Source organism: Oceanicaulis sp. HTCC2633 (assembly GCF_000152745.1).
Lineage (GTDB): Bacteria > Pseudomonadota > Alphaproteobacteria > Caulobacterales > Maricaulaceae > Oceanicaulis.
Map to the genome: position 1 here is coordinate 75,389 of NZ_CH672428.1, position 21,760 is coordinate 97,148.

General features: G+C 64.4%; 20 protein-coding genes. 4 read left to right on the forward strand and 16 right to left on the reverse strand.

Annotation, left to right across the window (positions count from 1 at the left end):
* Positions 1 to 14: 14 nt before the first annotated feature.
* Positions 15 to 1,331 carry an RsmB/NOP family class I SAM-dependent RNA methyltransferase gene (locus OA2633_RS00410; RefSeq protein WP_009800483.1) on the reverse strand — a complete coding sequence of 439 codons (1,317 nt, stop codon included), beginning with the start codon at positions 1,329 to 1,331 and terminating at the stop codon, positions 15 to 17.
* Positions 1,332 to 1,619: 288 nt separating this feature from the next.
* Between OA2633_RS00410 and OA2633_RS00415 the strand changes: the two genes are divergently transcribed.
* A complete protein-coding gene (locus OA2633_RS00415) occupies positions 1,620 to 2,375 on the forward strand; it encodes an isocitrate lyase/phosphoenolpyruvate mutase family protein (RefSeq protein ID WP_009800484.1) in 756 nt (251 codons plus the stop codon).
* A gap of 61 nt (positions 2,376 to 2,436) precedes the next feature.
* Here OA2633_RS00415 and guaB read toward each other — a convergent pair whose 3' ends face one another.
* The gene (gene guaB, locus OA2633_RS00420) at positions 2,437 to 3,909 is read right to left on the reverse strand and encodes an IMP dehydrogenase (RefSeq protein WP_009800485.1); all 1,473 of its coding nucleotides are present in this window, start codon (positions 3,907 to 3,909) and stop codon (positions 2,437 to 2,439) included.
* Positions 3,910 to 4,078: 169 nt separating this feature from the next.
* Here guaB and OA2633_RS00425 point away from each other — a divergent pair, with 169 nt between their 5' ends.
* Positions 4,079 to 4,456, forward strand: a complete 378-nt coding sequence (locus OA2633_RS00425) for a hypothetical protein (protein WP_009800486.1) — start codon at positions 4,079 to 4,081, stop codon at positions 4,454 to 4,456.
* A 1-nt stretch (position 4,457) separates the two neighbouring features.
* On the opposite strand, the gene OA2633_RS00430 is transcribed toward OA2633_RS00425, so the two are convergent.
* The 3 genes from OA2633_RS00430 to OA2633_RS00440 form a co-directional block, all read right to left on the reverse strand.
* On the reverse strand, positions 4,458 to 5,228 hold the full coding sequence (locus OA2633_RS00430) for a Coq4 family protein (RefSeq protein ID WP_009800487.1): 771 nt from the start codon (positions 5,226 to 5,228) through the stop codon (positions 4,458 to 4,460).
* A gap of 88 nt (positions 5,229 to 5,316) precedes the next feature.
* The gene (locus OA2633_RS00435) at positions 5,317 to 6,078 is read right to left on the reverse strand and encodes an RlmE family RNA methyltransferase (RefSeq protein ID WP_009800488.1); all 762 of its coding nucleotides are present in this window, start codon (positions 6,076 to 6,078) and stop codon (positions 5,317 to 5,319) included.
* Positions 6,065 to 7,213 (reverse strand): Ppx/GppA phosphatase family protein, encoded by a 1,149-nt coding sequence (locus OA2633_RS00440; RefSeq protein ID WP_009800489.1) that lies wholly within the window; start codon positions 7,211 to 7,213, stop codon positions 6,065 to 6,067. The genes OA2633_RS00435 and OA2633_RS00440 overlap by 14 nt, the downstream gene beginning before the upstream one ends.
* A 213-nt stretch (positions 7,214 to 7,426) precedes the next feature.
* Between OA2633_RS00440 and hspQ the strand changes: the two genes are divergently transcribed.
* The gene (hspQ, locus tag OA2633_RS00445) at positions 7,427 to 7,756 is read left to right on the forward strand and encodes a heat shock protein HspQ (protein ID WP_009800490.1); all 330 of its coding nucleotides are present in this window, start codon (positions 7,427 to 7,429) and stop codon (positions 7,754 to 7,756) included.
* Positions 7,757 to 7,845: 89 nt separating this feature from the next.
* Here hspQ and OA2633_RS00450 read toward each other — a convergent pair whose 3' ends face one another.
* The 8 genes from OA2633_RS00450 to OA2633_RS00485 form a co-directional block, all read right to left on the reverse strand.
* Positions 7,846 to 11,127, reverse strand: coding sequence for a S41 family peptidase (locus OA2633_RS00450; protein ID WP_009800491.1), 3,282 nt, complete (start codon positions 11,125 to 11,127; stop codon positions 7,846 to 7,848).
* A gap of 308 nt (positions 11,128 to 11,435) precedes the next feature.
* Complete coding sequence (locus OA2633_RS00455; RefSeq protein WP_009800492.1) at positions 11,436 to 12,449, reverse strand: fumarylacetoacetate hydrolase family protein; 1,014 nt, start codon at positions 12,447 to 12,449, stop codon at positions 11,436 to 11,438.
* Positions 12,450 to 12,531: 82 nt separating this feature from the next.
* Entirely contained in the window at positions 12,532 to 13,671 is a 1,140-nt protein-coding gene (locus OA2633_RS00460) for a homogentisate 1,2-dioxygenase (RefSeq protein ID WP_009800493.1), read from the reverse strand.
* Positions 13,672 to 13,727: 56 nt separating this feature from the next.
* The gene (locus tag OA2633_RS15040; protein WP_009800494.1) at positions 13,728 to 14,129 is read right to left on the reverse strand and encodes a hypothetical protein; all 402 of its coding nucleotides are present in this window, start codon (positions 14,127 to 14,129) and stop codon (positions 13,728 to 13,730) included.
* A 5-nt stretch (positions 14,130 to 14,134) separates the two neighbouring features.
* Positions 14,135 to 15,184 carry an isoaspartyl peptidase/L-asparaginase family protein gene (locus OA2633_RS00470; protein ID WP_040612324.1) on the reverse strand — a complete coding sequence of 350 codons (1,050 nt, stop codon included), beginning with the start codon at positions 15,182 to 15,184 and terminating at the stop codon, positions 14,135 to 14,137.
* Between the two features lie 142 nt (positions 15,185 to 15,326).
* Positions 15,327 to 15,911 carry a cysteine hydrolase family protein gene (locus OA2633_RS00475; protein WP_083783153.1) on the reverse strand — a complete coding sequence of 195 codons (585 nt, stop codon included), beginning with the start codon at positions 15,909 to 15,911 and terminating at the stop codon, positions 15,327 to 15,329.
* Complete coding sequence (locus tag OA2633_RS00480; protein ID WP_009800497.1) at positions 15,908 to 16,561, reverse strand: GNAT family N-acetyltransferase; 654 nt, start codon at positions 16,559 to 16,561, stop codon at positions 15,908 to 15,910. The genes OA2633_RS00475 and OA2633_RS00480 overlap by 4 nt, the downstream gene beginning before the upstream one ends.
* Positions 16,562 to 16,575: 14 nt before the next feature.
* A complete protein-coding gene (locus OA2633_RS00485; protein WP_009800498.1) occupies positions 16,576 to 17,160 on the reverse strand; it encodes a hypothetical protein in 585 nt (194 codons plus the stop codon).
* Between the two features lie 101 nt (positions 17,161 to 17,261).
* Between OA2633_RS00485 and OA2633_RS00490 the strand changes: the two genes are divergently transcribed.
* Entirely contained in the window at positions 17,262 to 18,251 is a 990-nt protein-coding gene (locus OA2633_RS00490) for a LysR family transcriptional regulator (protein WP_009800499.1), read from the forward strand.
* Here OA2633_RS00490 and OA2633_RS00495 read toward each other — a convergent pair.
* The 3 genes from OA2633_RS00495 to OA2633_RS00505 all read right to left on the reverse strand — a co-directional run bounded on the left by OA2633_RS00495 (position 18,248) and on the right by OA2633_RS00505 (position 21,684).
* Complete coding sequence (locus OA2633_RS00495; protein ID WP_009800500.1) at positions 18,248 to 19,636, reverse strand: serine hydrolase; 1,389 nt, start codon at positions 19,634 to 19,636, stop codon at positions 18,248 to 18,250. The genes OA2633_RS00490 and OA2633_RS00495 overlap by 4 nt on opposite strands.
* A gap of 129 nt (positions 19,637 to 19,765) precedes the next feature.
* Positions 19,766 to 20,740: an NADPH:quinone oxidoreductase family protein gene (locus OA2633_RS00500; protein ID WP_009800501.1), complete on the reverse strand. Its 975-nt coding sequence runs from the start codon at positions 20,738 to 20,740 to the stop codon at positions 19,766 to 19,768.
* 170 nt (positions 20,741 to 20,910) lie between these two features.
* Positions 20,911 to 21,684 carry an outer membrane protein gene (locus tag OA2633_RS00505; protein ID WP_009800502.1) on the reverse strand — a complete coding sequence of 258 codons (774 nt, stop codon included), beginning with the start codon at positions 21,682 to 21,684 and terminating at the stop codon, positions 20,911 to 20,913.
* Between the last annotated feature and the right edge of the window lie 76 nt (positions 21,685 to 21,760).

Here is a 21,760-nt window from a genome sequence, read left to right on the forward strand (position 1 = left end):
CGTGAGGCCTGAGCCTACTTCGCCCGCTCCATCACGCAGACATAAAAGCCGTCCGTGCCGGTGCGGTGCGGGGTGAGCTGGATCGCGCCGAAGCGGCCCTCGAGGACTTTGAGGCGCTCTTGCGCGCCTTCGGCGAGGCGACCGGACTGGGCTATGGCGTCGCTCGCGGGCACGGGCGTGAATTTGGGGTGCGCCTCAAGGAAGGCCGCGACGCGGTCTTCGTTCTCTTCGGGCAGGACCGAGCAGGTCACATAGACAAGCCGCCCGCCCGGTTTGACGAAGCGCCAGGCCTTGGACAGAACCTCGTCCTGTTCGGACTGACGGCGTTTGAACGCCTCTTCCTTGAGACGCCATTTGCTGTCGGGACGGCGCCGCCAGGTGCCCGAACCCGAGCACGGCGCATCCATGAACACGCAATCAAGCTTGCCTTCGAGATCGCCCAGCGTTTCCGCTTCCTTGCCGTCGCGCACCTGTACATTGCGCGCGCCCGAGCGTTGCAGACGCGGCCAGATCGCGCGCAGGCGGCGTCCGTCATAATCCCAGGCGTAGAGCTGGCCGGTGTTTTCCATCAGCGCCGAAAGAGCCAAAGTCTTGCCGCCCGCGCCGGCGCAATAGTCAAGCACCTGCGCGCCCTTGATATCGCCCGCCGCCAGCGCGGCGAGTTGGGAGCCGATATCCTGCACCTCGACCCAGCCCTTGCCGAAAGCGGGGATGCTTTCCGCCCCCGGCGCCTTGGCGCGCGGATCGGTTTCGGGGATGCGCAAGCCATCAAGCGTCAGGTCCGAGACTTCAATGGTTTTGATCTTGGAGGACACCGCGCCGAAGGCCTTGTCCGGCTCGGCTTTCAGACGGTTGACCCTGAGATCCACCGGCGCCCGACCCGCCATGGCCTGACCTTCGGCGGCGGCATCCGCGCCATAGGCGCGCTCAAAACTCGGCCCCAGCCATTCAGGCACATCGGCGAGGATGTGAAGCGGCGTATCCTCAGGCGCGCCGTTTGACAGGCCCGCAATCTCGGCCTCGGTCAGCGGATCGGGCGCATGCTCATCGCCCTCAAAAGTCGCAGAGATGGCAGTTGCATCCATGCCCCAGGCATAGCTGAGCGCGCCCAGCACCAGCGCGCGCGGCGTATCCTCGCCCATCACATGGCGCAGAAAGCCCCGGCGGCGCAGCGCGTCCAGCACCAGGCCCGACATCCAGGCGCGATCGCCCGACCCCGCAAAGCGGTGCGCCTTGCCCCAGTCACGCAGGGCGTCCTTCACCGGCTGGTGCCGGTTCATGACCGCGTCGAGCACTTCAATGGCGCCGGCGATCCGTCCTGCGTCACGCATAGGGTAGTCTCTCTTTTCTTTGGCCCTGCGGGCCGTTGTCAGTTCGGCCTCGTCGGCCGGCGCGCGGTCGCGCTTGCGGAGCAAAGCTCCGGGGGAGCGCCCTGATACACAGGCGCGGCGCAAGTTTCACGCGCTTCCCTCATCACGTCAAAAGCCCGACGGCAAGGCCCGGCACGATCCCAAGGGAAGCTTTAACGCTGAACCTGTTCAAATTCAGACCTGAAAGACACATAATCGAGCGTGCCCGCCCCTCCCCCTGGCGAACGCGCTCAGGACGGAGACGAGACAATGCCCAAATACGCCGCCTTCGCCGCCCTCCACGCCCCCGGCTCTCCGCTTGTGCTGTTCAATGCCTGGGATGCAGGCAGCGCCCTCGCCATCGAGCGCTCCGGCGCCAAGGCCATCGCCACATCGAGCTGGGCGGTCGCCGCCGCGCTTGGTTTCGAGGACGGGGAATCCCTGCCGCTCGAATGGCTGGAACGGATCACCCGCCGCATGGCCAAGACCATCTCCGTACCGCTGACCGTCGACATCGAGACCGGCTATTCGGAAAACCCTGCCGAGGTGGCCGACCACGCCTTGCGCGTGCGCAATACCGGGGCTGTCGGCATCAATATCGAGGACCGGGATCGCAAGACCTCCAGCCCGGTTCTGATCGAGAAATTCACCGCCAAGCTGCGCGCCATTGTCAGCGCCCAGGCCTCAGAAGGCGAACCACTCTTCATCAACGCCCGCAGCGAAGTCTTCTTTGATCCAGAAGACCCCAGCCATCACAGCGAACGGATCCATCATGCGGTGGAGCGCGCCCACGCCTATGTGGATGCGGGCGCGGACGGGATTTTCTTCCCCGGTCTCAAGGATCCCGACCTCGTCGCGAAACTGGTCGAGCGGATCGGCGCGCCCATCAATGTCATGGTGGGCGATATGGATCAGCTCCGGATCATGAAAGAGGCCGGCGCGCGGCGCCTGAGCTTCGGCCCCGCCCCCTATATCGCGGCCATGGAGATGCTGACCGAGCGCTCTCGCACGGCGCTGGCGCTCTGAGCCCGAAACAAAAAAGCCCGGCGAACGCGCCGGGCTTTTTCGTTCGGGACCAGTCCCATGCCTAGGACGGCGTGGGATAGTTCGGCGCTTCGCGAGTAATCGTCACGTCATGCACGTGGCTTTCCTTCAGACCCGCATTGGTGATGCGCACGAACTCGGCCTTCTGCTGGAAGTCCTTGATCGTCCTGGCGCCGGTATAGCCCATGGCCGCGCGCAGACCGCCCACCATCTGGTGCAGGATCGGCGCGACAGGGCCCTTGTACGGCACCTGGCCTTCAATGCCTTCGGGCACCAGCTTCATGCGATCGGTGACTTCCTTCTGGAAATACCGGTCCGCCGAGCCGCGCGCCATGGCGCCGACAGAGCCCATGCCGCGATAGGATTTGTAGGCCCGCCCCTTGTAGAGGAACGTCTCGCCGGGCGCTTCCTCGGTGCCCGCGAGCATCGAGCCCATCATCACGCAATCGGCGCCCGCCGCGATGGCCTTGGCCAGGTCCCCGGAATACTTGATCCCGCCATCCGCGATGATCGAGCCGTCAAACCCGTCGGCTGCGCGGCGGCATTCCATGATCGCGGTCAGTTGGGGCACGCCCACGCCCGCGACAATGCGGGTGGTGCAGATCGAGCCCGGGCCGATGCCCACTTTCACCGTGTCCGCACCCACATCAAACAGGGCGCGCGCGCCGTCATAGGTGGCCACATTGCCCGCCACGACCTGGGTCGAGTTCGACGCGGCCTTGATGCGCCGAACCTGCTCGAGCACCGAGGCGGACATGCCATGCGCCGTGTCGATGACGACCGCGTCCACCCCCGCATCGATCAGCGCCTGGGCGCGTTCAAAGCCGGCGTCGCCGACCGTGGTGGCCGCGGCGACGCGCAGACGGCCGTGCTCGTCCTTGGCGGCGTTGGGATAGGCTTCGGCCTTGACCATGTCCTTGACGGTCATCAGACCGACGCAATGGCCCTCATCGTCCACAACCAGCAGGCGCTCGATGCGGTGCTTGTGCAGGAGACGACGGGCTTCGCCCTGATCCACGCCCGGCTTCACCGTCACCAGACCCTCATGGGTCATCAGCGAGGAGACCGGTTGGTTCATGTCATCGGCGAAGCGGACATCGCGGTTGGTGATGATGCCCACCAGCTTGCCGTTCACGCCCTCGCCGCCCTCGACGACCGGGATGCCGGAAATCTTGTGATGGTTCATCAGCGCCTGAAGCTCGGCCAGGGTCGCCTTGGGCGAGATGGTGATCGGATTGACCACCATGCCGCTTTCATACCGTTTGACCCGGCGGACTTCTTCGGCCTGCTCTTCATTGGTCAGATTGCGGTGGATCACGCCGAGACCGCCATCCTGGGCCATGGCGATCGCCAGACCGGCTTCGGTCACCGTATCCATGGCGGCCGAGAGGATGGGAATGTTCAGGGTGATGGACGGCGTCAGCCGGGTCTGCACCAAAGCGTCAGCGGGCAAAACCTCAGACGAACCGGGCTGCAAGAGCACGTCGTCAAAGGTAAGCCCCTCGCGAATCTGCATGGGGAGGCCTCCTTGTCTCTTGCGGGGCCGCTTTAGCAGGTTTGAGCCTGAGCGCAAGGCTGTTTAGCCGCATCCCACCATGGATTGCTCCATATCGCGCACGGCGTTATGGTAAACCAACCTGAGCGCGAAATTCGCGCATTCCCCTGTCAGGTATAAGGAATTTTGCATGCGACGCGTTGCGGTGATTGACGATGACCCGGTCGAGATGACAATTCTGTCAGGTCTCGCCGAGCACGTCCCCGGTTCTTTCGAGTTTGACCATTACAGTTCAGTCAACGCCTTCTGCGAAGACAGCAAGGCCTCCGGATACGACCTTGTCTTCCTGGACCGACGGGTTCCGCCCCATAGCGACTATGTGGAAAGCCTGCCGGTTCTGGAAGGGTGCGGCTTTGAAGGCATCGTGGTGATGCTCACCGCCCGTCGCCTCGGCCCGGGAAAGCCCAAAAGTCGGCTGCGCCTTCTGGGCCCCTATGAGAAGCTCGACATCCAGGACCCCGAGGTCATGGAATACCTGCTGAACGGTCGTCCGGCGCCAGGTCTGTAGACTAGGCTTTCGCGCTGACCGGTTCCGGCCCGGTCCACGTATCGCGCACCTCGCGATAGAGCGGGTCCGGCACAAGGTTCAGACGCGCCCGCGCCTCTTCCAGCGGCAGATGCAGATACTGGGTCAGGTCCGTGGTCACCAGGTCCCGGCTTTCCCGCGCCATGCGCCTGGCGTTTGCCATCATGCGCCCCACGGGCCATTGCCAGATCTCCGAGCGGATTCGCAACCCCGCGAACATGCCCAGAAGGCGGGAACCGCGTGTGCCGTTCTGATTGCCGTTGAAGGTCAGCAAGAGCGCTTCGCCCAGCGGGTCCCGACCATAGCCTGTGAGAACATGGTGCAGGTCATGCGCCAGATGCAGCGTGTAGGTCATCGACGCAAACTCGGGATACTCCGCCTCAAGCTGGGCATAGAGCTCCGGCGCATTCTCGACCGCCGCCTCGTGCACGCCGAGCGGATTGAGATTCTCGGTATCGAGATAATGCAGATAGGCAGCAGCAAACGTGCCGCGCCCATGGGATTCCAGCATCTTGCGATCCAGCATCACATCGGCGAACCGGGTCCGGTCCTCGATCTGGCTGCGACCGAAATCGGAATTGGCGAACCGGTTGACGATATGGCCCATGGAGCGCCCGTTCACCGCCCGGAAAAAGGCGAAGACATAGCGCGTGTCATCCCGGTCCCCGACCAGCCCCCAGAAGGCCTTCCAGGCGCGGATCGGGTTGAAGGGCTCCCACGGATAGGGCGGGCATGCCGTCTGCTGGTCTGTCATGTCGATCCTCCCGGCGGTCTTTTCCATACCGCCCTGCATGGGAGTATCCACATATGAATGAAAACGCCAAGTCAAAAGTGAACGGCGTTTACCTTTGTTCGGGCGCACCCTTGGTCTCAGGTCTGAAACCGGTGGCGAGCAGGAAGGTTTCCGCACTTTCCGACCGGCTGGCCGGCGGCTTGTAATGGCGCACCTTCTCGAACCGGTGCTTGAGAAGGTCCAGCAATTCACCCGTCGCGCCGCCCTGAAAGACCTTGGCGATGAACCCGCCGCCAGGCTTGAGCACATCCAGGGCGAAATACGCCGCCGTCTCCACCAGCGCGACAATGCGCAAATGGTCCGTGGACTTGTGCCCGGTCGTCCAGGGCGCAAGGTCGGAGATCACCAGATCGGCCGGCCCGCCCAGCGCGGCCTTCAGCTTGTCCTCGGCGCCCTCTTCGGTGAAATCGAGCTGCATCAGGATGGCGCCCGCGATCGGTTCGATCTCCAGAAGGTCAACGCCGGCGACATGTTCGGCGCCGCGCTTGAGCGCGACCTGAGTCCAGCCGCCCGGGGCCGCGCCCAGATCCGCCACCCGCATGCCGGGCTTGATGAGGCCGAACTTGTCATCGAGCTCGATCAGCTTGTAGGCCGCACGAGAGCGATACCCCTCCTGCTTGGCGCGCGCCACATAGGGGTCATTGAGCTGTCGCTCCAGCCAGAGCTTGGAGGAGTATTTGCGGCCCCTCGCGGTTTTTACGCGCGTTCGGAACTGCTTGGCCGAGCGGGCGTCCCCGCCCTTTGTGACAGGGCCGGACCGGCGGCGGCGACGTTCGGGTTCGCCCTCGCCGTTTTCGTCATCCTTGCTCATGGCCGTCTCTCTTCCCGGTTTCAGATGTGGCGGCGTCCGCCCGTTTGCCGGCGCCCCGGCGTCCGCGGCGACGCTTGGGACGCATCAGGTTCAGCAGCATGCCTTCGCGCAGTCCCCTGTCGCCCACCCGGACGCGTTCTGTGGGCCAGGCTTCCATCACCGCTTCATAGATGGCGCAGCCTGCGAGCACCAGATCAGCGCGGTCATGCCCGATGCAGCCCTCCCGCGAGCGGCCGGCGCGATCCTGCGTGGCGAGGCGCTGACAGGCGGCGTGGGCCTCTTCAGTGGTCATCCACATCCCGTCGACCCTGTCGCGCATATAGCGCGTCAGGTTCAGATGCACCCCCGCCACCGACGTGACCGTGCCGGACGTGCCCACCATGTGGGCGCGCCCTGCCTCGAAGACCGGCCGCAAGCGCCGCGCGCCCTTGGGCGGCTTGAGATGCTTGCGCGCATACGCCTTCATCTGGCCGTACCATTCAGCCCGGGCGGCGTCATCGGCCTTCCTGGGTTCGGGGAAGCGTTCAGACAGCGTCACCACGCCCAGCGGCATGGAGGACCAGCCGCGCAGCGGCGGACGTCCGCCGCTGTCATAGCCGCCTCGATTGCGCCACTCCGCCAGATCCACCCAGCACAGCTCGGTGGATCCGCCGCCAATATCGACGACGACGGCCGCATCCATGCTTTCATCAAGCAGGTCCAGACTGCCCTGGACTGCAAGACGCGCCTCTTCCTCCGGCCCGATGATCTCCATATCAAGACCGGTCTGGGACTTCACGCGCTCCAGGAAAAGCTCGCCATTCTTGGCCTGTCGACAGGCCTCGGTGGCGATGGCTCGCATCTTGGTGACATTGCGCCGCTTGATGCGTTCGGCGCAGACGCCCAGCGCCTCCACGGCGCGATCCATCGCCGCTTCGGAAAGCTCGCCTGACGCCGTGATCCCCTCGCCCAGACGGACAATGCGGGAATAGGCGTCAACGACGCGGAACCCGCCCCGCGTCCGCCGCGCCAACAACATGCGGCAATTATTCGTGCCCAGATCGATGGCCCCGTAGATCGGGTCCTGGCGGGCGGATTTCCGGCCTCGATTCGGGCGCTGGCGCGCTGGCTCCGAGCCGGCCGCGTCCTTCGCCATGGTTTTCGTCCTCATCGCGCCCGCGGCGATCCTGCAGCGCGCCGGTATGGGCGCCGGCTGACAGGCCTGAGGCGGGCGATACTTCAGTTTGACGTTAAGGATAGCTCGCCTTTCACGCTTGTGAAAGCGCAGAACCCGGCTCTGACAGCGTCAGGCACTGGAATTGCATGTGCTGGCTACTACATTGACGGTCCCGAATTCAGGAGGTCCGGCTTGCGTGAGGCCAAGTTCACAATCGGCGATGTGGTGCGCCACCGTCTGTTCCCGTTCCGGGGCGTGATATTTGACGTCGACCCGGTGTTTGCGAACACCGAGGACTGGTGGCTGTCGATCCCTGAATCGCTGCGACCGGACAAGGACCAGCCCTTCTATCACCTGCTGGCGGAAAACGAGGACGGCCATTACGAGGCCTATGTCTCTGAAGGCAATCTGCTGCCCGACGCCGAGAACGGCGCAGTGGGCCATCCTGACACGGTAGAGATCTTTGAAGGGTTCGACGGCCAGCGCTACACGCTGAAAACCGGCGGCTTCGCGCCCAACTGATCATGCCGCGGCCCATCGAAGGCGCGCGCGGCTCAAGAAAAAGGGGCGCCTGACAGCTCAGGCGCCCCTTCTTGCGTCGAGGTCGGGACCTACTGCCCGACGGTCTCGGGCGCGGCCGGCGCAGTCAGCGGGACCGACGGCGTGGTCTGGGCCGCCATCATGCGCTCCAGCTCGGCCAGCGCGCGCTCCAGCTGGTTGTCCCGTCCGGCATTGGTCGCCACCGGGTCGAGATGAATCTCGATATCCGGGGCAACGCCTTCATTCTCCACGCGCCACTCGCCGTCAGGCGTGTAGAAGCGGAAGTAAGGCACCACCAGCGAGCCGCCATCCACAAGGCCCGGATTGGTGGAGATGCCGATCAGGCCGCCCCAGGTCCGGGTGCCGATGAGCGGCCCGATCTCGCGACGGCGGAAGGAATACGGCAGGAAATCCCCGCCCGAACCCGCGTCCTGGTCGATCATCATGACCTTCGGGCCATAGTGAGCGCCGAACGGCGTGTTGTAGGGCAGTTGATCGCCCCGGCTGAGCCAGCCCGCCAGATGGAAGGGTGACAGCACGTCGGTGATGTAATCCGCCGCCTGGCCGCCGCCATTGGAGCGCTCATCAAAGATCAGCGCCTGCTTGTTGGCCTGGGCGTAGTACATGCGGTTGAAGAAGTCATAGCCGGCGCCTGCCGTATTGGGCAGGTAGATGTAGCCGACACGACCATCGGTCGCTTCGTCCACGGCCTGGCGGTTGGCCTCGATCCAGCCCCACAGACGCAGGGCGTTCTCGTTGCCCACCGGTTCGACAATGATGTCGCGCGCACTTCGACCATTCGCCGTATCCGCAACGGTCAGGGTGATCTGGTTATCCACCGTGCCTTGCAGCAGGGCATGAATGTTGTCCGACGCGGTCAGATCCTGTCCGTTGATGGCCAGGATGAAATCACCGGCCGAGACATCCAGACCCGGAGACGCCAGAGGCGCAGTCAGGAACGGATTCCAGGATTCGCCGGAATAGATCCGCGCAATGCGATACCGTCCGCCTTCCAACGTGAAATCAGCGCCGAGAAGTCCGCCGGGAACGCCCTGCTCACGATGGACGTCGCCGCCGCCGGTCCGGTTATGGCCAACCTGGAATTCGCCGATCATGTCGACCATCAGCGCGTTCAGGTCCTCACGACGGCCCACATGGGCCAGGAGCGGCTCATAGCGTTCGCGCACGCCCTGCCAGTCAAGACCGTGCAGGTCCGGATCGTAGAAATAGGCCGCTTCCATGCGCCAGACTTCATCGAAGATATGCGCCCATTCCGCGCGCGGATCGATGCGAAGACGCATACCCGAGGTGTTCAGCCCCTTCAGCTCGAGGCTCGCTCCGGTTTCAGAATGCGCCCAGCCGCCCTCATTGCGGTCGACCAGAATCGTGGAGCCATCCTGGCTGAGAATGAACTGGTTGACGCCGCTAGCGAGTTCGGAAGCTTCCTTTTCCTCGAAATCGAACCGCATCAGACGGTTCTGCGCGTTCGGGCTTTCTCCGGGCGGCGTGTATTCCGCACCCGGCTGGGCCAGATCGAGGAACAGCAGCGAGCCATCCTTGGCGACGCCGAGATTGGCGTAATTGCGCTCGGCCACCGGCAGCGCCACGATCCGGTCCGACAGGCCGGCCGCATCCACGCGCGTTGCGGCGGCGGCGTCCGAATCCTCGTCATCAGACCCGTTCGAGCCGTCATCGGCGTTTTCATCGCCCGTGCCCGGCAGGAGCGGCGAGTCGCCGTTCGCTGCAAGGACCGCCGCGTAGAGGCCGTAACGCACCGGGCGTTCGCGGGTTTGCATGTTCAGCCCGACCTGTTGCGGGCCCACATTCGTGGAGGCCGCGAAGTACAGATAGGCGCCATCGCGGGAGAAGGCCGGCGCGCCGACATCCGCCATGCCGTCAGACACGGTGATCCGGGTTCCGTCTTCCAGATTGTACAGCATGAGGTCGCGCAGGAAGTTGGCCTGCTCGAGCGTGTAGGCGAGCCAGCGCCCGTCCGGGCTGACGGCCGTCTCGAAGCCGGACCGGCGCACCTCGGTGGCCACTCGCGTCGAGCGACCGGTCTCAAGGTTCAGGACATAGAGGTTGAGCAGATGGTCGGTGTAGACAATCCGGTTCGTCTCCGGCGTCCATGACTGCAGGAAGTAGAAGGAATCCTCTGCACCGCCGAGCGAGAGCGTTCGCGGGCTCTCAAAGCCCCGCTGATCGACAACCGTGAGCTGCTGGGCGCCGCCGGCATCCGTGATGTACGCCACGCGATTGCCGTCCGGAGACCAGATGGCGGTGTATTCGCGTACGCCGGACGTGCTTGACACATTGCGGGTGGAGCCTTCGTCCAGCGGCACCGAGAACACCTCGCCGCGCGCCGTGATCAGCGCACGCTGACCGGTCGGCGACAGGGCTGCGGACTGGATGGTGCTGGCGGCGTTTTCCCAACGCGGCGCCAGCTGGGGCAGATCGGCGTTCAGGGATACGCGAATCTCGCTGACCTGACCGGTGGCGACATCATAGCGCTTGAGACGGCCGCCCGCCTCGAAGACCAGGGTCTGGCCGTCAGAATCCATCCAGCGGATGTCCCAGGGCGCCTCGTCATGCAGACGGGTGCGCTCACCGGTTTCGGGATCATAGCTGTAGAGAGCGAGCTGTTCGCCATCCACATCCGAGAGATAATAGACCAGGTCGCCGACCCAGATCGGGTAGAATTCATTGATCCGGTCGCTCTCCAGAAGCGTCGAGCTTTCCCGGTCGGCGGAGAGGATGCGGATGGTGCCGGTGGAGCCGCCGCGGTGGATCCGCCAGCCCGAGCCGCCATCTGTGAAGAAGGAATGGGCCAGACGCGTCGGGTGATAGGCCAGGCGGCCATCTGCGCTCATGTCGCCGATCACGAAACGGGCGTCCATTTCCTTGCGCGGATAGCCTTCGCCCGGCGCGATCGACCAGAGCTGGTCGGAGCGTCCGTGATTGACCTCGCGATGGGAGGCGAACAGGACGCGTCCGTCAGGCGACCAGCCCGTGACCTGGTCATTTCCCGGATGCCAGGTGAGCCGCTGGGGCTGACCGCCCGTGATCGGCATCACATAGACGTCCTGATTGTTCTCATAGTCGGCGGTGAACGCCACCATCGTCCCGTCGGGGGAGATGTGCGGCGAGCGCTCGTCGGCCGCATGGGAGGTCAGACGAACCGGATCACGTCCGTCCAGCCCGGATCGCCACAGATCGCCGGCGTAGACGAAGACCAGCGTGTCTCCGTGAACAGCTGGCATGCGCAGCATCAAGGTCTGATCGTCCTGGGCCGAGGCGGCGGACGCCGCAAGGCCCAGAGCAGCGGCGGCAACCCCGCCGATAAGATGTTTCATGGTGGTCTCCCCTAGCGCATATCGTTGGATGCACGCGATGCGCCGCCCTCTCAAGGCAGCCTTATGCGGCAAGTTTGCCCACGCCAATGGGGGACGCAAGGAAAGAAAGATGACCAAACAGAAAGGAAAAAAGTCCGTACAAGGCGCTGTCTTTCAGGATCGCGAACTCTGCAAACCCGCCCCTCAACCGCTGTGAATCCGGTGAAGACCGCCAAGGCCCGCTGCCGCAAGCCCATGCAAGAAGGGCCGCGCGCGAGCGTTCGCGGCGGCCCTGATCCTCACGACGTTCAGACTCGCGCCCGTCGCTTCTAGCCCTCGTAACGGACCACTTTCTGCTCGATCGCGCCGAAGATGGACTTGCCGTCCTTGTCCAGCATCTCGATGCGCACGGTGTCGCCCGGGGTCATGAACGGGGTCTTCGCGGCGCCGTCATAGATCGTCTCGATCATGCGGATCTCGGCAATGCAGGAATAGCCCTTGCCGCCTTCCGCGACCGGCTTGCCGGGACCGTCGTCCAGCTTGTTGGAGATGGTGCCCGACCCGACGATGGAGCCCGCCGACAGCGGACGGGTTTTCGCGGCGTGTGCGACCAGCTGGGCGAAGTCGAAGGTCATGTCGACGGCGCATTCGGGTTCACCGAACTTGTTTCCGTTCAGCCAGGAATGAAGCGGCAGGTGCACCTTGCGGCCATCCCAGGCGTCACCGAGCTCGTCCGGCGTCACCGCGACCGGGGAAAAGGCGCTCGGCGGCTTGGACTGGAAGAAACCAAAGCCCTTGGCGAGCTCGCCCGGGATCAGCCCGCGCAGGGACACGTCATTGACCAGCATGATCAGACGGATCTGCTTGGCGGCGTCGTCCGCGCTCAGCCCCGTCGGGCCGTCGCCGGTGATGACCGCGACTTCGGCTTCAAAGTCACAGCCCCAGCTGTCATCGCCCAGCGGAATATCCTGACGGGGCGCCAGGAACTTGTCCGAGCCGCCCTGATACATTAGCGGATCGGTCCAGAAGCTGTCGGGCAGCTCCGCGCCGCGCGCCTTGCGCACGAGTTCCACGTGATTGACGTAGGCCGAGCCGTCCGCCCACTGGAACGCCCGCGGCAGGGGCGACAGAGCTTCGCGCTCATGGAAGCGCTCGCGCGGGATGGATTCGCGCTCCAGCTCATCGGCCAGCGAGCGCAGGGCCGGCTCCTTGGTCTCCCACTCATCGAGCGCCGCCTGCAGGGTCGGCGCAATATGGCTGGCGTCCGCGCACCAGGCGAGGTCCTTGGAGACGACCACCAGGCGGCCGTCGCGTTTTCCATTGTTCAGCGTGGCGAGTTTCATGAGGGGAGCTCTCCGCTAGTGTTGCCGGCGACGCCACAGCGCCACCGGATGCAGTCATTCAGGTCAGGCCGGTGCGCGAAGCTTATTTCGCCTTCGGCTTCCAGCTGTTCACATAGTCCAGATTCTCGACACGCGATGCGCCCTCGCCCACATCCAGCGGGTCACGAGTGTCGATCATCACGGCGTATTCGTCGGTCGCCGGCTTCTTCTGCTCGAGCATGTTGGCCAGCGCCTTGGGGTGCGGGCCATGGGTGAAGCCCGCCGGGTGGAAGGTCATCATGCCCGCATCGATATTGTCGCGGCTGAAGAAGTCGCCGGCATGGTAGAACAGCACTTCATCATAATCGTCATTATTGTGGAAGAACGGCACTTTCAGCGCGCCCGGATCGGTCTCGAACGGACGCGGGGCGAAGGTGCAGACCACGAAGCGATCGGACAGGAAGGTGGTGTGCGCGCTCGGCGGCAGATGGTAGCGATGGCTCATCAGCGGCCGGATATGACGCACATTCAGGCGCACCGGATGCAATTCGCCATGCCAGCCCACCGCATCAAGCGGATTGTAGGGATAGGTGATGGTGGAGACCTGACCGCGTTTCTTGATCAGCACCTTCCACTCATGGTCCTCATCGGACTGTTGCGCCTTGAAGGCGTCATCCATGGCGGGCACGTCGAACATGGCCGGGTCGAACACGGCGTGCGGACCGACAAGGCCCTTGTCCGGCAGGGTGTAGTGGGTGTTGGTGGCTTCCACCATCAGCACCAGGGTCGGCTCTGACGGGGACAGGCGCCACAGCGTGCCGCGCGGCAGCACGATGTAATCGCCCGCCTCATACTCGAGATGACCGAAATCGCAGAACAGCGAGCCCGCGCCGCGATGGATGAACAGAAGCTGGTCGCCATCGGCGTTGCGCGCCAACGTGGTCATCGGCTCGGCAAGCGACCAGAACCGGATGTCCGTAGCGTTGTTGAACAGCACGGAGGCGGACTCCCACGGCGTGTTCTGCGCCGCGCCCAGCTTGTTCAGGTCAAAGGCGCGCGGCTGCAGCGGGCCCTCGAAATTGACCCAACCGGTGGGCGGACGCTTGTGGTGCAGGAAGGCGGCGGGGCCGAAGAACCCCTCCTTGCTCATCTCCCGCTCATAGGTGCCTTCGGGCATGTCGGCGTGAGCCTGACGCGAGGCGTTGCCTTCCACACGAGATGCGTAAATCCATTTGCGAGCCATGAGGCGCTCCCTGACTGGCGAAAACCGTATCTCCGACAAGATAGTTACATTTGAAACTAAATGGAAGGCGTTCGGCGGAGCTGAATCCATGGAAACAGTGCAAACAGGATTTGCCCGAACAGTCCGAGCGCTCCGGCCAGGCTTGTCCAACGGATCACCTGGTCGGTCAGGCTGCGGTCGAACGCCAGCTTGCCCAGAGCCAACTCCGCGATCATGAGACAGGTGAAGGCCACCGCGCCCATGACAAGACCTGCCGCCGGAGTGGCGGAAGGCATGCGCCGGGTCAGGGCATGTGAAGTCAGCCAGCACGCGCCAAGCATGACCGGCAGCTCGAGCAGCACCGCGCCCAGCTCACCCAGAACGGGGGAGACCAGAAGAACGCGGAGACTGCCCAGACCGAACCCGATCGCAAAGACGATCACAAAATAGACAAGACCGGCACGGACGGCCTGTCCCATCGCGCCTAGTCCTCATCCCCATAGACCGAGACCACGGGATCAGACCCGGGGGTCCAGCTGGCGCGATACATGCCGGACGTGTTGAAGGCCCAATGCGGGCCGTCATTGGCGAGGATCACCACCCCGCCATCACCACCCATGGCGGTCAGGTCCTGCATGATGACCGAATCGAGGGCGTCGTCCGCATCCTGCCCGCTCTCGATATAGGTGCAGATGCGGGCCGCCACATTCAGGCGGATGAAGTATTCGCCCGTACCGGTGGCCGAAACGCCGCACTGGGGCGTGGCGTAGGTGCCGGCGCCAATGATCGGGCTGTCGCCCACCCGGCCCCAGCGCTTGGCGGTGGTGCCGCCCGTGGACGTGCCCGCCACGATCTCGCCGGTCGCATCGCGCGCGACAACGCCCACAGTGCCGAAAGCGTGCTCACGCTCCATCAGATCAAGCGCGCCTTCCCGAATGGGTTCGGGATCCGGGGCGCCTTCGGGGCGGGGCGGAACAGGCAAGCCCAGCTGACGCACTGCGCGCACCATCGAGGCCCAGCGGCGCTCGGTGAAGAAATAGGAATTGTCGACCAGTTCGAGATCCTGGTCCGCGGCGAAGGCCTCTGCGCCCTCGCTCTGCAGCATCACATGCGGGCTGTTCTCGAGCACCGCACGGGCCAGCGAGATCGGGTGGCGCACATTGGTGACGCCAGCCACCGCGCCAGCCTGCATGTCCGAGCCGCGCATGATGGAGGAATCAAGTTCGTTGCGACCGCCGGATGTGAACACCGCGCCACGCCCGGCATTGAACTTGGGATCATCCTCAAGGGTATGGATGACCGCTTCGACCGCATCCATGGCGCTGGCGCCGTCAGCCAGCATCTCTCCGCCCAGCCGGATGGCCGCATCCAGCGCTTCGCGATAGGCGGCTTCGGTCTCTGCATCCATGTCGCCGCGCTCAATGACGCCAGCGCCGCCATGCAGCACGATCGCCCAGTCTTCCGCCTGGTCCTGCGCCATCGCCGCTCCGCTCGCCAGAACCCCAGCACATACGCTCATCAAAAGACGCCGCATCAGTCTCTCCCCGGTCTGTTTGACGCTGAGAGGACCAGCTTGTCTGACCGATGGCAAGCATTCTGCGCGCAAGCCGGGCTCAAAATACGAAAGGCGAGGTCCCCCGACCTCGCCTTTCTCCGCACGATCAAGCTGCTGCAGTCTAGCTTAGTCGTGGCTGGGTCAGCATGTTGATGCGGCCAAGCGCATACTGGGATTTCTCACCGAAGAGCGCGCTGCGCGAGACAAGGCGATTGAGCTTGGCCGCCGTATCCATGCACAGGGCGCGGGCGTGATCGGCGGACCATTCGCCGACTTCAGCCGACCCGACGGCTTCCTCGATCAGATTGAGTGGATGCATGCGCTCCTCGGCGTCATACATCGTGGCGGTCAGCGAGGTCGGTGCAGAGAAGCCCATCAGATAGGCGGGCGCGCCCATGGCGCCCTCGAGAATGCCTGCGAGATCGGGATGCGCGTAGGCGGACACGCCCGCACGTCGCAGCAGAATCTCGCCCGGACGCGGTTCGCAGCCCGGCGCCGGCTGGTGCAAGCCGTTATCGGACATGATCGGTCCGCCCGGATGAAGCTGGACATGCACGATCGACCAGTTCGCCGCGCGGGCTTCAGACAGGATGGATGCGCTGACCTGGGCAATGCGTTCACCCTGCGGATCCGTCCAGGGACGGCCCTCGGCCACGAACTCCATTTGCAAATCCAGGCAGACCAGTACGGGAACACCCAGGCTCATTTTGCTTTCTCCGTCTCCTTGAGCGCAGCCGCAGCCTTGGCGCCGCGTGCCGGCTCCCTCCCCTGTAGCGGCGACGCGCCGCGTTTCACCGATTTGTCGAGCGGACCGGGACGATCCCAATCCCCTTCCGGCCGATCCAGGATCAGCGGATCGGTATCAATGTGCAGCGCTTGGGGGTGAGGCGCCGGGCGCCCCTCCATTTCCGCATACGCCCTATCTGAAAATACGAAGACCCCGCGGTGCTCGCGATGTATGAAGCCGTAGCGCTTCCAGTACGGGATCAGGTGCTCCTGCACATGGCCCACGAATTTGCGGTAGCCCTTGCGCCGGATGATCTCCATGGCCTCGGTCATCATCTGTCGCGCGACCCGGCCCGAGCGGTGCCCCTTGCGCACGCAGACGCGTTCAATCTTGGCGAAATCCGCAAACCAGCGAATACGCAGGCAGCCCAGCGGCTCTCCGCCCGCCTCGCCCAGAAAATGGGTGGCGCCGGCGAGATCGTTGCCGTCAAACTCCTCGTCATACGGGCAGTCCTGTTCCGCCATGTAGACCAGGGCGCGAACCACAGCGATCCGCTGCATGTCTTCCAGGTTTCGCGCCACGCGAATGATCACGGGCGGTTCGAATTCCTCTACGCGTGTTCCGTCCATAGCCCCCTCCGACCCTAAGACTTGTTGCTATCGGCAGCCTGGGGCACCCACCCCAGCCAGGCTGCGCCTGACGACGGCGCATCGAGCGCCGCGGTCATCATGCGTCCCTCCCGGCTCATGGGCCGGGCGAACAAGGCCACGTGCGGGAAGGCCCGGCGTCGCGCTTCGGTCACGGCACGCACGACGGCGCGCTTGTCCGCTTCGCTGACGCCGGCCAGGCACCACACGTAAATCGCCGACGCGCGCTCATCGGGCGCGGTCAGCTGATCAAGGTCGGGATTGTCGGGCGACAGGCGCCCGTACATCAGCGCCTCAAAGCCCAGAGCGTTCAGGAACAGCAGGGCGATAAAGCCGCTGGCTTCGCCCGCTTCATTACGGCGGATGAAGAAACAGCGCCCAGTGCGCGCCTGACATCCCAGCACGATTTCGGCCGAGGCCAGCGCCCCGCCCAGTGCGGTGACGGCGACTGCAGAGGCGTCTGCTACATCCGAGGGCTCTTCAGAAGATGTAAAGCCATGCCGGGCGAAGATGCGCATGAGTTCAGCGGTCGCTGGCGCATCTGGCCCTTCCAGCCGGTGTTGCTTATCCTGATCGCGCATGAAGCCCCTCATCCAATATCAGGAATGTTACCGGTTCCCCTCCCTCCTGCGCTTCAGCGAAGACGACATGCCCCCTATTCATCCGCAAAGCGGACGCGTTCATGAGCACTAAGCCGCAACTGTTTGACTGGGACGATCTGCGTATTTTCCATGCGCTGGTCTCCTCGGGGTCCATGAGCAGCGCCGCTCGCAAGCTCGGCATCGGACAGCCAACCGTGAGTCGGCGTCTGGAGCAGCTTGAAACCCGGATCGGCGCCCGCCTTGTGACCCGTGGCGCGGAAGGCGTGGAGCTGACCGCCATCGGCGAGCGCATCTGGGCCCAGGTCCAGATCATGCAATCCACCGCCGGCGACATCGAACGCATCGCCCACCAGGCTGACCGCGCGGACGCTGGCACCGTTCACCTGGCCGCGCCCGAGGGGGTGGCGGGCTACTGGATCGCACGGCAACTGCCCAGCTTTGTCGAGGCGAACCCGGCCATCAATCTGGAGATCAACACGCGGGTGGATGGCGAGCTGGCGCTCGACCAGAGCGACATCTGCCTGCAGATGACCGAATCCAAGCGCATGAGCCATGTGGCGACCGAGCTGGGCACGCTGCATTATGTGCCGTTCGCGGCGCGGGCGTATCTGGACACCTATGGCGCGCCCAAGAGCGTGGCGGACGTGCTTAACCACCGCATCGCCGATCTGGTCAGTTATAGCGCCCAGCAAACGCACTGGCCCAAGGAAGCCAGCGCCATCAAGCAGATGATGAATCCGTCCCTGACGACGGACAACTCACTGGCGCTGGTGGAGGCCGTACGCGCCGGCACCGCGATCTCGATGATCCCGACCTATGCCGCCAAGGTGCAGCCCGAGCTGGTGCATGTGGATCTGGGGCTCGAGGTCCCGATCACCCTGTGGATGGTCTACCATCCCGACCAGCGTCGGGTGACGCGGGTGCGCAAGGTGCTCGACTGGCTGCGCGAGATTTTCGACGGCACGCGTTATCCCTGGTTCCGCAAGGACTATCTGCCGCCCAGCACCTTTTCCGATGTGGACGTCGTACATGTGCGTGGCGAACGCCCGCGGCCCAAGGCTCTGGACTAGGGTCTTGGCCCCGTATGCGCGATCACCAGGCGAAGCAACGCCCAGATCGCGCTGGTGATCACGCTGGCGTAGAGCAGGATCACCAGATCAGGCTGGTAGAGCGCCAGACCGCCCAGCGTCGTGCCGAACAGGCCGGGCACGACCCACAGCAGCACCAGCGCCAGCACGCCGGACATGGCCAGCGGCAGCCACAGGCTGATCTGGCCGAAAAGCCCGGATTTGGCCCGCAAACCGTCGCGCTGGACAAAGGCGCCAATGCTGGCCGCGAGATAGGCCGCCGGCATGAGCAGGAAGAGCAGATAGAGCGATTTCGCGCCCCAGTCCGCGCCAGCCCCCTCATAAGGCTCGCCCAGGGCCAGATTGGTGACGCCATAGAGCAGCGGATAGACTTCGCTGAACCCCATTCCGCCCGACGCATTGACGAGCACGACAACGCCGCGTTGTTGCGCAGGCTCCAGAACCGCAATCGCCTCAAAGCCCGGCGTGAGCCCCGTATGCAGCGCATAGCCGCCCTCGGGATCCAGCGCCCAGCCCAGTCCGTAATAGGGCGAAGCGTCGCTGGCCGGGCGCAGCATGTCGGCTTTCGCAGCCGCCGAGATTACATCGTCCTGACCGTTCAGCATCATCGACAGGTAAAGCGCCATGTCCCCGGCGCTTGAGATCACGCCGCCAGAGGGGGCGCTCGCCGCCTCGCCGCCGCTTGTCTGCACGGCGCGACGTCCGAAGAAGAAAGGCTGATGTCCGGTCGCCAGCCCTTCCACCGGCGCGTCGGTCTGGACACGGGTGCTGGTCATTCCGAGCGGGGACAGGATGTACGTGGTGACATAGTCGGCATACGCCTCCCCGCTGACCGCCTCGATCACCGCGCCGAGGATCTGATAGTTCGCATTGGAGTAGGCCCAGCCGGATCCGGGCGTCTGCGCCGGGCCGTCGGCGGCCAGCCGGGCTGCGCGCTGCGCCAGCGTCAGGCCATGGGCGGCCGAATTGCCCTGAACGGTGGAGTATCCGCTGGTATGGCTGAGCAGCTGGCGCAGCGAGATCGGCGCCTGACCCTCAAACGCAGACAGATGCACGGACACCGGGTCATCAAGGTCCAGCGCGCCTCGTTCTCCCAGCTGCACGATCGCGAGGGCAGTGAAGCTTTTCGAGACAGAGCCAATGCGGAACAGGGTCTGCGCGGTGACAGGCGTCTCGCCCCCGCTGCGCGTCATTCCGGCGCCCTCGGAGCGGCTTTCCGCACCGTCCACAACAGCATAGGCGAGCCCCGGCGCGTTCGAACGCTCCATCTGTCGCATGATGAAGCTGTCCAGCGCATCGGAAGTTTGCGCATGCGCTGTCATGCCCAGCGTCAGGACCGCCAGAACCGCCGTCAGAATATGCCGCATTACATCCCCCTGTCCGGCGTCATACTGCACCGCGTCGCCCCAATGGCCAATATCCGGGCGCCGATCATGAAAAACCCCCGGCCAGGGTCTCAGCCGGGGGTTTCAGGATCTAAGTCACACGATGTCGCCTTACGGCGTCAGGACGACCTTGCCCTTCACCCGGCGCTCGAGAAGATCCTCGAACGCCTTGGCGTAATCTTCCAGCTTGTAGCTGGCGGACACTTGCGGCTTGATCTTGCCCGCCTCGTAGAAGTCAAAGATTTCCTTGAGGTTCTTGGCATTGTCGCGCGGATTTTGTCCCGCCCAGGCGCCCCAGAAGACGCCCTGGATGTTGCGGCTGTTCAGCAGCGCGAGATTGAGCGGGATTTTCGGTATGGGGCCGGAGGCGAAGCCGATCACGAGATAGCGGCCATCCCAACCCGTCGCCCGCAGCGCGGGTTCGGCGTAATCACCGCCCACCGGGTCATACACCACGTCCACGCCCTTGCCGCCGGTCAGCTCCTTGACGCGCGCCTTGAGGTCTTCGGTCGTGTAGTTGATCGTCTCGTCCGCGCCATTGTCGCGACAGAACTGAAGCTTCTCGTCCGAGCTCGCCGCAGCGATCACCTTGGCGCCCATGGCCTTGGCAAGCTGCACGGTGGCGATGCCCACGCCACCGGCGGCGCCCAGCACCAGAACGGTCTCGCCTTCCTTCAGACGGGCGCGGTCCTTGAGCGCGTGATAGCTGGTGCCATAGATGGTGGTCAGCGCCGCGCCTTCCTCAAAGCTCATGCTTTCAGGCATGGGCACCACCTGGCTGAAATGCACCGGCACTTTTTCGGCGAAGGCGCCCAGCATGGTGGCGGCGATGACGCGATCGCCCTCCTTGACGCCCTGCACCTTCTCGCCGAGGCCGGAAATCACGCCGGCCGCTTCCATGCCCGGCACGAAAGGCGTCGGCGGCTTCATCTGGTAATTGCCCTCGACCAGCAGGATATCGGGGAAGTTCACCCCGGCCGCCTTCACGTCGAGCATCACCATGCCCTCGCCCAGAGGCGGTTCGGGCGCCTCTTCCACCGTGAGGTTCTTGTAAGGTGCGAAATCCTTGCAGACCAATGCGCGCATGAACGGCTCCTCCCTGACTCGTCTGTCTGTTCGAGGGCACGATAGAGCAGCAAGCGTGAGGCGCAAGCAACTCCTTAACCGCTAAAGCGACTGAGACATGTGCGGACCGCCCCATGCAGCGGCCCGCACACCGGCCTCAGACACACCCCCTCATGCGCGCTGAGGTCTGTCTAGAAGCTGTACCGCACGCCCAGCTCGAGGATATGGCTAGAATTCTCGACATCCAGAGAGGCCGGGATCAGCACAGAATCCGTCTCGGCATCCTTGTAGGCGCGATAGCGGTACCCGGCGTAGAAAGCGGTCGTATCGCTGATTGCGTAGGAGCCGCCCGCCATGGCCTGGAAGAAGGCGGACATTTCCTTGTCATCGACAATGGCGACGCCAGACGGCGAATAATCCACCTTCACTTCAGCAATGCCGACGCCGGCGCCCGCATAAAGCGCGAAGGGCGAGTTCTCGATCGGCAGATCATAATAGCCGTTGATGGCCAGACCGGTGGAGGTCAGGTCGCCCTGGCCGTCCGCCACCAGATCGGAGACGGTCACGCCCAGCGGGGACGAGCCCGTGATCAGCACGGCGGCGTCAGCCGCGCCCAGCGCGGAACCGCCGGCCTGGACGTCCGTGTGCGTGTCCACATCCGCGCCCTGATAGGACAGCTCGGCCTCCACGCGGAACATCTCGTTCAGGCGATAGCCGTATGCGGCGGAGACGAACAGGCCGGAATCAAACTCGGTCGTCCAGCCGACGCCCGTCCCGGCGGGCAGCACCGCGCCGGGCGGAACCGCAACGCCGTCGCCCGTGACGAAGTCACGCGAGAACGCGCCTTCATTATCGCTGTCGGTCTGCATGTTCAGACCAACAGAGCCAGACACGTATTGCTGGGCTGCGGCAGGCGCGGAGAGCGCAGCCAGGGCGGCGAATGACAGAAGCAGAGATTTGGTCATGGGTCATATCCTGTGTTGCGAGTGCCGATGCGATACCCGCAATGAGCTTTAGTATCGCATATACTATATACGATAG

Bases quoted from the DNA above. Each gene is read 5' to 3' on its own strand.
- OA2633_RS00460 (WP_009800493.1), bottom strand. From the start codon at position 13,671: ATGGCTCGCAAATGGATTTACGCATCTCGTGTGGAAGGCAACGCCTCG.
- OA2633_RS00425 (WP_009800486.1), top strand. From the start codon at position 4,079: ATGCGACGCGTTGCGGTGATTGACGATGACCCGGTCGAGATGACAATT.
- OA2633_RS00490 (WP_009800499.1), top strand. From the start codon at position 17,262: ATGAGCACTAAGCCGCAACTGTTTGACTGGGACGATCTGCGTATTTTC.
- OA2633_RS00415 (WP_009800484.1), top strand. From the start codon at position 1,620: ATGCCCAAATACGCCGCCTTCGCCGCCCTCCACGCCCCCGGCTCTCCG.
- OA2633_RS00435 (WP_009800488.1), bottom strand. From the start codon at position 6,078: ATGAGCAAGGATGACGAAAACGGCGAGGGCGAACCCGAACGTCGCCGC.
- OA2633_RS00410 (WP_009800483.1), bottom strand. From the start codon at position 1,331: ATGCGTGACGCAGGACGGATCGCCGGCGCCATTGAAGTGCTCGACGCG.
- OA2633_RS00480 (WP_009800497.1), bottom strand. From the start codon at position 16,561: ATGGACGGAACACGCGTAGAGGAATTCGAACCGCCCGTGATCATTCGC.
- OA2633_RS00475 (WP_083783153.1), bottom strand. From the start codon at position 15,911: ATGAGCCTGGGTGTTCCCGTACTGGTCTGCCTGGATTTGCAAATGGAG.
- OA2633_RS00500 (WP_009800501.1), bottom strand. From the start codon at position 20,740: ATGCGCGCATTGGTCTGCAAGGATTTCGCACCTTACAAGAACCTCACG.
- guaB (WP_009800485.1), bottom strand. From the start codon at position 3,909: ATGCAGATTCGCGAGGGGCTTACCTTTGACGACGTGCTCTTGCAGCCC.
- OA2633_RS00440 (WP_009800489.1), bottom strand. From the start codon at position 7,213: ATGGCGAAGGACGCGGCCGGCTCGGAGCCAGCGCGCCAGCGCCCGAAT.
- OA2633_RS00495 (WP_009800500.1), bottom strand. From the start codon at position 19,636: ATGCGGCATATTCTGACGGCGGTTCTGGCGGTCCTGACGCTGGGCATG.
- OA2633_RS00505 (WP_009800502.1), bottom strand. From the start codon at position 21,684: ATGACCAAATCTCTGCTTCTGTCATTCGCCGCCCTGGCTGCGCTCTCC.
- OA2633_RS00470 (WP_040612324.1), bottom strand. From the start codon at position 15,184: ATGCGGCGTCTTTTGATGAGCGTATGTGCTGGGGTTCTGGCGAGCGGA.
- OA2633_RS00485 (WP_009800498.1), bottom strand. From the start codon at position 17,160: ATGCGCGATCAGGATAAGCAACACCGGCTGGAAGGGCCAGATGCGCCA.
- OA2633_RS00430 (WP_009800487.1), bottom strand. From the start codon at position 5,228: ATGACAGACCAGCAGACGGCATGCCCGCCCTATCCGTGGGAGCCCTTC.
- OA2633_RS00450 (WP_009800491.1), bottom strand. From the start codon at position 11,127: ATGAAACATCTTATCGGCGGGGTTGCCGCCGCTGCTCTGGGCCTTGCG.
- OA2633_RS15040 (WP_009800494.1), bottom strand. From the start codon at position 14,129: ATGGGACAGGCCGTCCGTGCCGGTCTTGTCTATTTTGTGATCGTCTTT.
- OA2633_RS00455 (WP_009800492.1), bottom strand. From the start codon at position 12,449: ATGAAACTCGCCACGCTGAACAATGGAAAACGCGACGGCCGCCTGGTG.